Here is a 13177-nt window from a genome sequence, read left to right as displayed (position 1 = left end):
ATTTTCTACTTTGATGAAAAGAAGTTTTCATTTAGAGTAAGACAAAGATAACTGCTGTTTACTACAGAGAAAAGCTAGTTGAAGCTTCTGGCTCATAGCTATAGGAAACCAACTTTGATGCTTGAGAGTCTGGTTTCAAAATGGGTAACAGCAACAGTCCCTATCAGCCTGATCACCTATGCTAAAAGTTATGCACACGGCCGCCAACTCAGCCACTCCAAATTCCCCGTGGGAGGATTTAATCAAGCTTCCAGCGCCAGATGCAGTTCAATGGGACAATATCAAAACCCAGTTAGACTTGGTGCTGTTGGCGCTAGAAACTTTAACTGGCATTGGTTCCGAAGCAATGCTTTCAGCGGCAACTAAGCTGAATTTAGAGTCAAGAGTGCCCGATCGCGTAGCATTGTGGCGACTACGCCAGTCCAACCCCTTACGCAAAGGTCAAGGAGGGCGAAAAAAACTAGATATAGAAGAAGCGCGATCGCTTGTTCTAATCACCTGCTACCTAGCTAAGGAGCACCAAGAATTAATTCGGCGTGCTGTCGGTTTATTAGAACAAATGGCGGAAACCAAACGGGAACCTCATCAGGCTGCTCTACTTGGAGATTACATAGATGCTTTCTGCAACACCTACCAAGAGCGGATGGAAGAGGATGACCAAATCTCGACGGATTTACTTACCAATCTGGCACTTAAACTGCTTGTAGATTTACTTTTTTATAGTGCCCCAGGTGGACACCGCCGTCTCTGGCTAGCACTTATAGACCGTTCCACAAAATTTTAGATTTGAGATTTCTCATCCAAAATCCATTTTGGAAAGTTTGCTAGGTCAGGAAACCAAAGTCAGTTCGGACATGTGATTATGTCGGAAACCTTAACTCATAATCCTTTGAGCAAGTAACTGGCTTGACTTTCCGCAAAATCTATCTTGAAAAGTTTGCTACGGAATAAACCCTCCAACGCTCAATTGTCTTGGGCGCGTAGGCAAAAATAATTAACGATATAGCAACTTTTTTCTGCGACACGCTACGCGAACGCAAAATCCCAAATAATAATAGACCTTGTAGTTCCTGCCATGCCTCTATCAAATTCTGTTATTCGTCGTTATACGCCTCCCACTTGTACGCTAGAAGTCTTAGCGCAAAGCTCACCTTTGTCCCGTTGGATGGGAAAAACTGTCCTCAAGCAATTAAGCTTTGAGTTACGTTTTGACGATCCGCGATTACCAGAAGATCGCAGAGTGCCAATTCGGGGCGATCGCGACCAACTCGAAGCTTTGTGTGATGCAGTCACAATCTACGTCCAAGAATTCCTCCAACAGTCTCCAGAAAGCTTTTGGGTTACATTTTCAGGGCCGCAAGAGTCAAACAAAGTACTTGATGAGCCAGAAGAATCAAAAGATTTACATTCCGCTTCACTGTCTGCTAAAACATTAAAGTCCTTGACCTCCCAGATCCCAGGAGCAGAGATCCGCTTAGAACCGAATAGCTATTTAACTCACAACTTATTTCTTGGTTCCCTCGCTAACCAAGCATCTGGTCGTGTTATTCAACTGAGTTTGCTGCAACTTTTTGATTTGGCGAGCGCCTTAGATGAATACTCGGCTGATGTTATGGTATTGCCAACTCTCAGCAGTTCGAGTTCGAGTTCGAGTTTTCCTACTTGGGCACCTGTTGCCGCTGTCTTGGTCTTGGCTTTGGGTTTAACACCAGTTACCTGGCAATATGCTAACAACATCAGGCAAAAGCAACAGCAGACTGCCAAAACCATAGATCCAACAGAAGCAAATATTGCCCTAGAAAGCTCACCTTCGCTAAACTTTCCCACTCCTCAATCTGGACTCATCCCTCAAGATAATTTCCAATCATCATTGCCACCTCTAGGCTCCACTCCTGCGCTACCCACTTCTAGTTTGCCCCCAAAACCCCTAATATCCCCTAATTCCAACTTCTCCACTCAGTCTCAAATATCCCCTAATTCCAGTTTGCTTACGACTCCCCAATCCCCCAATTCCAATTTCTCTTCAACACCCCTACTATCTCCAAAAGATCCACTAACTCTACCTCAAACGAAGACTCCAACCCTTCCCACCAATCCCAGAAGCACAGCACTTACCAAAATCCCAGGACAGGAAACTACCATTCAACCAAAACTTGGACAAAACCCAGCGGGCTCAATTCCCCAAGCTGGAACTGCTTTGCCTCAGAGACAGAGTTTACCATCCAGTTCCCAAAATAATGATTCTTTAGAAATTTCTCCCGCAAACAAACCTTCCCCGGAACTACCATCTTCAAATACTCCTTCTAGAACAACTGAGAGTAATCCATTTATCGATGGATTAGGAGATGGGCGCAAAGTCCCTACGCCTCCAAATGTGGCAACTGGCACATTATTTGACACTCCTCAGATAACAGAAGCTAGAGAATATATAAGTAAGCGTTGGCAGCCACCTGCAAGATTGGGACAAACATTAGAATATAGTTTATTACTAGGTGTTGATGGCAAAATTGAACGAATTTTTCCCCTTAATAAGGCAGCAAGAGAATTCGTTGACAGCGCTGGGATGCCTGACATTGGAAAACCTTTTGTCTCTGCCAATAAAACTGGGCAAAATCTCAGAATTCGAGTTGTTCTTAGCCCTGATGGCAAAGTACAAACATTTCCTGAGTCTGAATAATTAATCAAGCTGCTTGATGCCAATTGCAAAACTGGTACATAGCTTGTACCAGTTTTTATTTGATCCAAGTGCTTTGGAACTAGCATTTTTGAGTCCAGTTACCAAACTGGTAATACTATTGTGGCTGAGCAGTGTACTAATCAATAAAATCACAGTTAAATCACTCAGATGAAAGGTAGGAAATATGCAAACAATTGGCCCTCAAAAAGACAGTGCAGCTTGGGTTATCCAAACCTGGGCAGCTTTTATGATTTCTATTTCTATGACTACCTTCGGTATTGTGAACTTGCCTGTGGATAGCTGGGTGAAAGGCTTTATGGGTATGGGTTTGGCTTTCTCTGTTGGCTCAACTTTTACTTTGGCAAAAACCACTAGAGATTTGCACGAAACTAGAAGATTAACCGCTAGGCTTGACGAGGCAAAAGTAGAGAAATTACTTTCACAACACGATCCTCTAAATCTAAAATGAAAGCAGTAATTATCTTAGATGTTCGCTAAAATTCGGTTAAAGTATTTTGAATTTAGGATTTTAAATAGTTGGTTCGGCTTGTTATTGCCACATTAGAAAAAATTAACTACATAACAAAAAACAAAAGGACTGGTAAACTCAGTCCTTTTTTATATTGATTTAATTTTTTTATCTTAATAACGAGACTTTTTGGTCTTTACCTTTTGCTTCCTACGCCGCCGTTCGCTAGCAGCAACCGCATGTTCCACCGGATAGCCTACTACAGGAATTACCTGAAATTTGCGTTCTTCCTCTAACTTTTTCAGATCAGTATAATCGACCCAGTGAATGCAATCAACTGGACAAGTGTCAATTGCTTCTTGGATGATTTCCTCCGCGTCACCATCTTGGCGAACCACGCGCGATCGCCCATAATCTGGTTCAATGTAAAAGGTGTTACGTGCAACATGAGCGCAGTGCTTACAACCAATACAGGTGATTTCGTCAACATAAACACCTTTTTGGCGCAACATACCACCCAATTCTGGTTCAAAACCAGAACGTTCAGGGGCATCCCGTAAGAAACCGCCTAATTCTGGTTCTAAACCGGAACGGTTGTCTTCTTGTTCTTCCGGCGACGGTAGAAAATCAGCCATTACGCACTCCAGCGCTGTACTACCAAACGAATCGAACCATCTTCATTTTTTTGTTGTTCAGCGACTTGAAAGCCAACACGAGTAGTTTCTTTCACAACTGTTTGGTAAGCATAACGCTGGCTTACCTGGCGTAAGAAACCGTCTACAGATAAATTTTGCTGCCAATATTGTAAGTCAGCCACCAATTCATATTCTTTGCCATTCCATCTAAAGCCGATGTCATAGCCATTTTCCTGCTCAATAGTAACTTCGGCAGGATGAGTTTGACCACGATAGCCACGTACCTCACGTGGGCCTGGTTTCCAGTCTATGCCCAATTCAGTCAGAGCGTCTTTCAAAGAATCAAGGTTACGGATTTGAGTCTTAATTTGGCTAAAGTGTGACATGGTGGTTGTGAATTAATAACACTAAACTACTGTGAAAACTTACCAATCGCTGTAAGTGGTTTGCGTATTCGCCAGGCTAGATTGCTGCACCTTAGCGGCGAAATATTCTGAGGTTGGCTCATGACTAAGTACTAGCCCCAACTGTGCCTCTATTGCTGCTGTAACCTCAGCGCAAGAAGCACCCACAATGCCAGTGACTTTCTCTTGTACCCGACCATCTGGATAAATTATGAACTCTAATGTCTCCATGCTCTTGGCAAACCACTATAGTACGCTTGAACTGTACTGCTCTAGCAAAAGGCTAAAATTATAGCCGTCGGAACTTTTTTACTTAGATATAAACAAACTTGCCATTTGTTAACTAATGTTCCATCTCTCAAAATATATATCTCAGAATCTTTACAAAAATTATTATTTTATGAGCGTACACGTCAGTTACTAGTTAGTGTCTCTTAACCTAATCAATTAGTCAAGTTCACAATTGAGCCTCTAGGAGAAGTAGCAAAAGTCCTAAAAACAAGCATTAGCAGTAGTATGGCCAGCAAGTGAATTTACAAAAATATAAATTTTATTGAAAAGCTTTATCATTATCATTAACTTGACCCTATTCACCCAATGATTACTTAGAAGGTAGATAAGTAGTGTTGGATGGAGTGCAGTGTAACCCAAAAGTAAGATTTTGGGGTATGCGATCGCATTAGAATTTATATCTACATACTTAGGTGTAATCCAACCCAGGCATCGCATTAGCTCTTTGATATAGTCGCTTTACCTTGCATCTAGTGTAAACAGATTTTTGGACTGCGATCGCCACAATATAGAGATAGTAAAAGTTTTTAACCTAAGCATGTTCTAGGTTTTCTGGCGTCAACTATACAGCAAGGCGATCACTTTAGAGTTTATACGTGTGATGCGTAGGCGTAGCCAGCCGTAGGCATCGCTTTTTGCACTAACGCTTATCCTGTAACCATTTCCGATACTGAATCAGGAAAAACGGCTCAAAATATAATAATAGTATTTTGAGTCATTTGTATCACTCTAGATGTTACAGCCTCACTGAAATATTAGATAGCTCACTCTGCAAACATCTCAGCCAAGGTATCAAGAACAGCTTTTTGTTCATGGTCACTAATTTGACCAAGCTGTTTGACCAATCTAGCTCTATCTACTGTGCGAATTTGATCAAGAACAATTTGCCCATCTTTACCTTGAAAATGAGAAGGTATGCGTGTGGGATACACTTGCCCCCTTGTAGTCATTGGAGCAACAATCACGGTAGCAATATGGCGGTTCATTTCGTTTGGCGAAATCACTACACAGGGGCGCATTTTCTGAATTTCACTACCAATCGTGGGATCGAGATTAACTAAGAAAACATCAAAACGCTTGACTACCATTCCCATTCAACCTGATCCCAGTCTGTTGCGCTTACGTCATCTAGCAGAACATCATCATGTTGTTCAGCCATTGCTGCAAAAGCTTCGTCCCACCCAACCCGTAATTCTGGTGCTGCGCGAACAATTAGGTGATCACAATAAACCTCAATTTCAACCTCTGTGTGAATACCACTTTGCTCTAATAGAGGTTTGGGAATACGAACACCTTGAGAATTACCGATTTTCACAATTTTAGTTCTAATAGCTGCGCCCATATTTAGATTACTTTGGAAATAATAGTAATTACATTGTAGACACAGCTTGAGCAATGATCAAATGCAGCGAATCAATTAAACTTTAAATTTCAATCTTGGGACATCAGAACCATTTTCTATAATCCAAGCACTGCGAATAGTCGTACTTTTATTTTGCTATTTGAGCGTGAAATCTAGTATGTAACGTTGTCTAAATTCATCACACCGCCCCAATTTAACCTCATGCGTTTTGACTATTTCTAAAAGAATGTGGCGCAATTCTTTAGCGTTGTCTGCTGTTATACCCAAGATTGATGAAAAGCGACGGGCTTTATGTTTTCCTTGATCATGCTCTGAATTTAGGCAATAGTCACGCAGGTTACGAATATCAACAACTGCATTTTCTGCATTTGGGATAAGATTAGTTGAATTATTCATAATTTTATAATTTTTAAAGTAGCTATAGATTCTGGGGAATATAAACATACAAAATGCCTGTGCAAATTAAGTTTTACAGCCAAGGGGATGTTTGCGCTTAAAATAGCATCCCAAATCACCAACGAAGACTTTTCAGTAAAAAAACGCATCGGTCAGCCAAAGAACCCAGGATAATGAATCATAATTAACCTCTATAGCTTTGAGTTATCAGCCATCAGCTACCAGTTACAAGCCGGAAGCTGAGATGCTGAATGCTAAGGGCTTTTGATTCAACTTAACTAATTGACTATGAATTCAGAACAAGTCAAAGGTTCTCTAAATTTTTCGCCAGTACTACGCGTGGGAATACTAGGTTTCGGCGGACTAGGACAAGCAGCCGCTAAGCTACTTGCTGGCAAACGGGAAATGATTTTAGTTGCAGCAGCAGATCAAAAAGGCTACGCTTACGCTGCTGATGGTTTAAATACTCAAGAATGCATTGCAACCTACCAGTCTCAAGGTTCAGTGGGTTATTTAGAGCCAGTTGGTAATTTAACAAATCACAGTATTCAGGATTTAATCGAAAGTACACAAGCTGTAGATGGCTATTTTCTAGCTTTACCCAACCTACCTAATGACTTTATACCTACTGTAGCTAAGCAGTTTATCAAATCCGGCTGGCGTGGAGTGTTAGTAGATGCGATTAAGCGCACTAGTGCTGTAGAACAACTACTAGCAATGAAAGAGGAACTGCAAGCAGCCGGAATTACCTACATGACAGGATGTGGGGCCACACCTGGATTGTTAACAGCAGCAGCAGCAATAGCCGCTCAAAGCTACGCGGAGATTCATAAAGTAGAAATTACTTTTGGCGTGGGAATTGCCAACTGGGAAGCTTACCGCGCCACTGTCCGCGAAGATATTGGTCACATGCCTGGTTACACAGTAGAAACTGCTAGAGCTATGACTGACGCAGAAGTAGAGGCACTATTAGATAAAACTAATGGCGTGTTGACCTTAGAAAATATGGAACACGCCGATGATGTGATGCTAGAAGTAGCGGGAATTTGCGATCGCGATCGCGTTACTGTTGGTGGTGTAGTCGATACTCGCAATGCCAAAAAACCACTCAGCACCAACGTTAAGGTAACAGGGCGCACTTTTGAAGGGAAGATTTCCACCCATACCTTTACTCTCGGAGATGAAACCAGTATGGCAGCCAATGTCTGCGGCCCTGCCTTTGGTTATCTCAAAGCTGGTAGACAATTGCACCAGCGCGGCATCTATGGAATATTCACTGCTGCCGAAATTATGCCCCAGTTTGTCAGCTAATAGTTAGGAGTTAAGAGTTGGGCTTGGAAACTTAAACTTGTATGTAACTTCAGAGTCTTTGAATTTGCAGAAAATTTCCAACTCCTAACTCCTCACCGTTAACTCTTTTCTTCTTCTAAGCTGGTGGAATTTCTGTAGACAAAGTATCTATCGGATTATCCTCAACTAACCATTGAGGTGTTTCAATGACAAATGGTAGTTCCGCTCCTATAAGACCTCGTTGAATGCGTTCTGATGTCTCAGCAAAAACTACGAACAAAGGATATACAGTATTAGCTCCTTCACTTAAAACGTGACTGTGGCGAGGAGGCATCAACCACTCATAATCTTTATCTAGGTAGACTTGAGTTTGTCGCCAGCGTCCTAACAAGTCAGAAAAGTCTTCATGAGGACGATGAATAAAGAGCAAAATTTCTGCTCCAGTTTTAATTTTCCATTCGGGGTCGCACATTAAAATTGCTACATCACAGCATAAAAAAGTTGCCTGTGGGGCTGTCGTTCCGGTGTTGCGGAGGCGAACAATTGGTAAAGGAATAGTGATAATACTTTCATCTGGACGGCGCAAACTGGGAATCATTTCCAAGTAAGGTCGGTGTTGCTTGAGTAAAGCGATCGCAGCTAGATGATTGCTATACTCTGCCAAGCTCGCTTCATAGTGAGATTTTTGCACAGGCATGGTTTTATCAATTATGAAGTATGAAGTTTAAAGGATGAAGTATAATATTTTGCTTTCTTCATCCTTTCTCTGCTCGTCACCTATCCCAACTTTTCAAACACCGCAAACATAGGCAGATACATCGCTAACAAAATAGTTCCAACCATTCCCCCTAGAACTACAATCATCACCGGTTCCAAAATACTGGTCATTGCTTTTACTGCCTGCTCGACTTCATCTTCATAGAAATCAGCAACTTTCATCAACATTGCATCTAATTCTCCAGTTTCTTCTCCGATACTAATCATCTGAATTGCCATAACTGGAAAAACGCTATCTTTTTGTAAAGCAATGCTAATCATACCTCCTTGTTGAATCTCCATGCGGGCTGCATCTATAGCATTGGCAATTACTTGGTTTCCTGATGTATCTCGGACAATTTCTAAGCAAGTTAAAATTGGTACACCTGAACGAGTTAAAGAACCAAAAGTTCGGCTAAAGCGGGCAACCGAAGACTTTTGAATTAAGTCACCAAATAATGGCATCTTGAGAGAAAGGCGATCAATTGTTTGGCGACCAACAGGAGTTTTATAGTACTGTGAATAGGCAATTTTCAATCCTACAAGAATAGCGATAAGTACGAAAACCTTCGGACTTCTCAAAAATTGGCTACAATCCATCAGGAATTGTGTTAAAAGTGGTAATTCAGTTCCAATTTCTGTAAAAATCTTTGCAAAAATGGGAATGAGAAAAATGGTCATACCAAGAAAGATAGCAACTGCTATACAACCCACAACCACTGGATAAGACAATGCTGATTTAATTTGGTTTTGTAAGCGGGCAACATCTTCTAACAACTTAGCTAAGCGATTCAATACTTCGTCTAGAACACCACCAACTTCGCCAGCTTGAATCATACTTACATATAATCCATCAAAGCAGTCAGGATGCTTCCGCATTGACTCTGAAAGATTCATTCCACTTTGAACATCGTTGCTAATATCAACAAGCGCTTGTTTCAGTTTAGGATTACTACACTGTTCAGAAAGTACCCCCAGACTTCTAACGATCGCAACTCCCGCATTCATCAAAACGGCAAATTGACGGGAAAAAACTGCTTTGTCTTTAACAGAAACCTTAACCAAAGAAGTCTGAAATTTTTTCAAATCAAAGCTTGCCTGAAAGCCTTGAAATTGTTTGATTTCTTGGACTACAAAACCTTGATCTCTAAGATTAGTACGGGCTTGCGTCAAGGATTCGGCAACAAATTTTTCTGTTCTGGATTTTCCTTGCGAGTCTCGAACACGGGCAACATAGGTTGGCATGGATTTAAAAATTCAAAATTCAAAATAGTCAAAGGTCAAGAGGAGCCAGCGCTGTGGTGTTAGCGTAGCGGTAGCGACTTAGGAGCGTCGGAAGTCCGGTCTTCTCCCAAGGGCGATGGGGGTTCTCCTTCAATCCCCACTCCGTGGATACCCCGAGTCCCCCAGGAGGAACTGCCGTTAGCGCAGCGGTAGCGACGTAGGAGCGTCAAGGGTTTCCCGCGCCACTTGCCACAACGGGGGGAACCCCCGCAAGGCAGTGGCTTGACTTGAGGCGACTGGCATTCAAGAGTTATTATTCTTTATCTGTTCCCTCATATCCCCTATCTTCTTCATCTTTGTGGTTACTTTAATGTGCTCTAGCAGCTCCATTAGCACCTGGTTTCGCACCTGCTGCCTGCGGTGTAGCAGTACCGATAAGACGTTGGATTTCATCTGGCTTAGAAGTCTTAGACATCGCTGCTTCAAAAGAGATTGTTCCGGCTTTGTAAAAATCGGCTAAAACCTTCTCCAGCGTTTGCATTCCTAATTTGCCGCCAGTCTGGATAGCAGAGTAAATTTGAGATGTTTTGCCTTCTCGAATCAAGTTAGAAATAGCGGGGGTAACGATCAGAATTTCTTGAGCCATCACTCGACCATACTCACCAGGCTTAGGATTTTTCTTTGGCACTAAGGTTTGGCTAAATACTGCTACTAGTGAGTTAGATAACTGCACCCGCACTTGGGTTTGTCTTTCATGCGGGAAAACGTCTATAATCCGGTCAACAGTTTGTGCAGCAGAACTGGTGTGCAGCGTACCAAATACCAAGTGTCCCGTTTCCGCTGCGGAAATCGCCAAGGAAATCGTTTCCAAATCGCGCATTTCCCCCACCAGAACAATATCTGGATCTTCTCGTAGAGCCGCTTTCAAGGCATTAGCAAAGCTCTTGGTATCTTCACCCAGTTGCCGCTGGTGAACTAAGCTTTTGATTGGTTCATAGACAAATTCAATTGGGTCTTCTACCGTTAAAATGTGTTCTGCCTTAGTGCGGTTAATCAAGTCGATCATTGCCGCTAGAGTAGTTGTTTTACCGGAACCTGTAGGGCCTGTCACCAAAATTAGCCCTCTGGGCTTATCTGACATTTCCCGCACAACATCTGGTAGACCTAATTTTTCGAAGTTAGGAATTTTTGAACTTAACGCCCGTAAGCAAGCAGCATAAGCACCACGCTCTTTATAGACATTGACCCGGAAACGAGCCAAACCTTTAACACCATAAGAACAATCCAACTCCCAGGTCTGTTCTAAGGTTTTACGCTGAGTGTTGTTGAGCATACTAAAAATTAGTCTTTGACACTGATCAGCTGTCAACACCTCCTCGCCAATAGGTGTGAGTTTGCCACTGATGCGGAAATAAGGAGGCAAGCCAGCGGATAAATGCATATCCGAGCCACCCATTTCAACCAACTGCTCCATCAGGTCTTCAATCATCATTTCCATAGTTCTGCTTCCTTTTGTTATTTGTTATTCGTCTTTTGTCCTTTGTTGGTTGTAACTACTAACCAATGACTAATGACTAATCCTGAAAACGAGATGTCATACAGTAAGGGCAATCTAGCCATTCTGGTTTTAATTCAGCATGACAAGTTCGACAGGTAAGACCACTTTTACGTTTGGCTTTTAACTCTGCTTCCAAACCCGTATCAGTAAACGTCACTCGATCTACTTCTTCCAGAGTGGTAGCACCTTGTTTCACTAAGTCCAGGCTATAAGCCAGCAAGGTTTTCATACCTTCTTCAACTGCAACTTCCTTAATGCGTTCTGTTGGTGCATCTTCGTTGATTAGGGTTTGCAGATTTTCAGTCACTCGCATGACTTCATAAACACCACAACGTCCCTTGTAGCCAGCACCATTACACGCTGGGCAAAGTTGATTTTTGGTTTTAGCTTCAGCGATCGCTTCTAATGTCAAACTGTTAGCTTTATAAAAGGTGACTCCCACATCTTGGGACGCTGATAGACCATAGCGAGCTAGTTCCTCAGTTGTAGGAGTGTAGGGAATACGACAATCAGAACATACACGCCGCACCAAACGTTGAGCCAAAACGCCAATCAAGGAACTGGAAACCATGAAAGGCTCAATACCCATTTCTCCCAAACGAGCGATCGCTCCTGGGGCATCATTGGTATGTAAGGTAGTTAATACTAAGTGACCAGTTAAGGCAGCCTCAATTGCTGTTTTCGCCGTTTCCTTATCTCGCGTCTCACCCACAAGTAGCACATCTGGGTCTTGCCGCAAGAAAGCCCGCAACGCGGTAGCAAAATCCAGTCCTTTTTCCCGAATCACCTGTACTTGAGTAATCCCTGGAAGGCTATACTCAATTGGGTCTTCTACAGTACTGATATTAATTCCTGGATCGTTCTTTTCTGATAATGCGGAATACAGCGAGGTTGTTTTACCAGAACCAGTTGGCCCAGTCACCAAAATTAGACCAAAGGGACGACTGACCATATCCTGGACAATCTGCAATGTCTCAGGATCAGTGATTAACTTATTCAATCCGAGTTGAGTGGAGGAGTTATCCAAAATCCGCAGCACTACCTTTTCACCGTAGCGACTGGGCAAGGTATTTACGCGAAAGTCAACTTTACGACCCTCAAACATCCGCCGGATACGTCCATCTTGGGGTAAACGCCGTTCGGCAATATCTAGATTGGAGATGATTTTAAATCGGGCTGTCACCGCCGGAATAATTTTTTTGGGTAAGGGATCAAAAGCTTCACGCAGTACCCCATCTTTACGGAAGCGAATGCGTAAGTTTTCTTCCTGTGGTTCAATGTGAATATCAGAAACCTTCTCATGCAAAGCTTTAGCTAGAATTCTGTTAACCAGATTGATGACTGGGGCATCCTCCGCACCCTTCATTGCTGCCCCTAAATCAGCCTCCATATCATCAGGAGCATCTTCTAAGTCGAGATTTCCAAGATTTTCTAAATCCTGATTGATATCTGTAAACTTTTCTTGTTCCAGGTGCTTTTGCCGAACAGCAAGTTCATCTAAATATTGGTTGATTAGCTGCTGGTAGTCTTCCTGTGTAATCACCATCCGCTGTAATGCCAAGCCTTGTGGGCGCAAGATGCGGTTTAGGTCATCGGAAGCCTCTAAATTATCTGGAGCAACCATCGCCACTAAAACTGAGGGTGGGGTTTGGTCTTCGTGTTTTGACAGTGGTACTAAACGATGGCGACGACAGATATCCACTGGGATCAGGGTCTCAATCAGGTTCCCCACCATTGTGTTGCCAACCTGGTTGACTTCCGGATCGAGGAATTCAACACCGTATAGGATTTTAAGTTCAAATAGCTGCTGTTTCTTGTATTGCCTGAGCAACTCAGGTGATAGTTGTTGCCCAGTGATTGACTCTAGTACTTCCGTCAAGGGTCTGCCAGACTTGCGGCTTTCAATTAATGCCTGCCTCATCTGTTCGCTATTGACATAGCCAGATTGTACTAGCTTGTTGCCAAAGGGCGAAAACTCTGTTCTGGTAGTTAGAGCGGTACTGCGCCGTTGTGGTGACGAGTAAGTCATAAATGAGCAATGAGTACGGGAAACCTCTGATTAAAGTATTCCCAGCCTGTGACACAGAATTCTCATTGACACTGATTAAATTCAA

The 13177-nt window shown here is 42.6% G+C and carries 15 protein-coding genes; 4 read left to right on the top strand and 11 right to left on the bottom strand.

Going from position 1 to position 13177, the window contains the following annotated elements; all coding sequences use genetic code 11:
• The first annotated feature begins 178 nt into the window (after positions 1-178).
• The 3 genes from HCR01_RS11790 (at position 179) to HCR01_RS11780 (ending at position 3146) form a co-directional block, all read left to right on the top strand.
• Positions 179-784, top strand: coding sequence for a DUF3038 domain-containing protein (locus HCR01_RS11790; RefSeq protein WP_193196369.1), 606 nt, complete (start codon positions 179-181; stop codon positions 782-784).
• 291 nt (positions 785-1075) lie between these two features.
• Positions 1076-2677: a DUF4335 domain-containing protein gene (locus HCR01_RS11785; protein ID WP_193196368.1), complete on the top strand. Its 1602-nt coding sequence runs from the start codon at positions 1076-1078 to the stop codon at positions 2675-2677.
• A gap of 184 nt (positions 2678-2861) precedes the next feature.
• A complete protein-coding gene (locus tag HCR01_RS11780) occupies positions 2862-3146 on the top strand; it encodes a YiaA/YiaB family inner membrane protein (protein ID WP_193196367.1) in 285 nt (94 codons plus the stop codon).
• A 173-nt stretch (positions 3147-3319) separates the two neighbouring features.
• On the opposite strand, the gene HCR01_RS11775 is transcribed toward HCR01_RS11780, so the two are convergent.
• The 6 genes from HCR01_RS11775 to HCR01_RS11750 form a co-directional block, all read right to left on the bottom strand.
• On the bottom strand, positions 3320-3781 hold the full coding sequence (locus tag HCR01_RS11775; RefSeq protein WP_193196366.1) for a ferredoxin: 462 nt from the start codon (positions 3779-3781) through the stop codon (positions 3320-3322).
• Complete coding sequence (locus HCR01_RS11770) at positions 3781-4167, bottom strand: DUF1257 domain-containing protein (RefSeq protein ID WP_162395403.1); 387 nt, start codon at positions 4165-4167, stop codon at positions 3781-3783. The genes HCR01_RS11775 and HCR01_RS11770 overlap by 1 nt, the downstream gene beginning before the upstream one ends.
• Positions 4168-4206: 39 nt before the next feature.
• Entirely contained in the window at positions 4207-4416 is a 210-nt protein-coding gene (locus tag HCR01_RS11765) for a DUF2997 domain-containing protein (protein WP_162395404.1), read from the bottom strand.
• 824 nt (positions 4417-5240) lie between these two features.
• Positions 5241-5564, bottom strand: coding sequence for a type II toxin-antitoxin system PemK/MazF family toxin (locus HCR01_RS11760; RefSeq protein WP_226889275.1), 324 nt, complete (start codon positions 5562-5564; stop codon positions 5241-5243).
• A complete protein-coding gene (locus HCR01_RS11755) occupies positions 5558-5818 on the bottom strand; it encodes an AbrB/MazE/SpoVT family DNA-binding domain-containing protein (protein ID WP_193196364.1) in 261 nt (86 codons plus the stop codon). Before HCR01_RS11755 ends, HCR01_RS11760 begins: the two co-directional genes overlap by 7 nt.
• A 156-nt stretch (positions 5819-5974) precedes the next feature.
• Entirely contained in the window at positions 5975-6235 is a 261-nt protein-coding gene (locus HCR01_RS11750) for a DUF6883 domain-containing protein (RefSeq protein ID WP_226889274.1), read from the bottom strand.
• Positions 6236-6523: 288 nt separating this feature from the next.
• Here HCR01_RS11750 and bioU point away from each other — a divergent pair, with 288 nt between their 5' ends.
• The gene (gene bioU / locus HCR01_RS11745) at positions 6524-7546 is read left to right on the top strand and encodes a (S)-8-amino-7-oxononanoate synthase BioU (protein ID WP_193196363.1); all 1023 of its coding nucleotides are present in this window, start codon (positions 6524-6526) and stop codon (positions 7544-7546) included.
• A 115-nt stretch (positions 7547-7661) separates the two neighbouring features.
• On the opposite strand, the gene HCR01_RS11740 is transcribed toward bioU, so the two are convergent.
• The 5 genes from HCR01_RS11740 to HCR01_RS11720 all read right to left on the bottom strand — a co-directional run bounded on the left by HCR01_RS11740 (position 7662) and on the right by HCR01_RS11720 (position 13092).
• Positions 7662-8222, bottom strand: coding sequence for a hypothetical protein (locus HCR01_RS11740; protein ID WP_193196362.1), 561 nt, complete (start codon positions 8220-8222; stop codon positions 7662-7664).
• Positions 8223-8302: 80 nt separating this feature from the next.
• A complete protein-coding gene (locus HCR01_RS11735) occupies positions 8303-9526 on the bottom strand; it encodes a type II secretion system F family protein (RefSeq protein ID WP_193196361.1) in 1224 nt (407 codons plus the stop codon).
• 59 nt (positions 9527-9585) lie between these two features.
• A complete protein-coding gene (locus HCR01_RS11730) occupies positions 9586-9735 on the bottom strand; it encodes a hypothetical protein (protein ID WP_193196360.1) in 150 nt (49 codons plus the stop codon).
• A 137-nt stretch (positions 9736-9872) separates the two neighbouring features.
• The gene (locus HCR01_RS11725; RefSeq protein WP_193196359.1) at positions 9873-11003 is read right to left on the bottom strand and encodes a type IV pilus twitching motility protein PilT; all 1131 of its coding nucleotides are present in this window, start codon (positions 11001-11003) and stop codon (positions 9873-9875) included.
• Positions 11004-11079: 76 nt separating this feature from the next.
• Positions 11080-13092: a GspE/PulE family protein gene (locus HCR01_RS11720; protein ID WP_193196358.1), complete on the bottom strand. Its 2013-nt coding sequence runs from the start codon at positions 13090-13092 to the stop codon at positions 11080-11082.
• Positions 13093-13177 lie beyond the last annotated feature (85 nt).

The sequence above is a fragment of the Nostoc sp. MG11 genome (genome assembly GCF_014904695.1).
Lineage (GTDB): Bacteria > Cyanobacteriota > Cyanobacteriia > Cyanobacteriales > Nostocaceae > Komarekiella.
The sequence above is the reverse complement of the archived record's forward strand: the minus strand, read 5'-3'. Positions and strand labels throughout refer to the sequence as shown.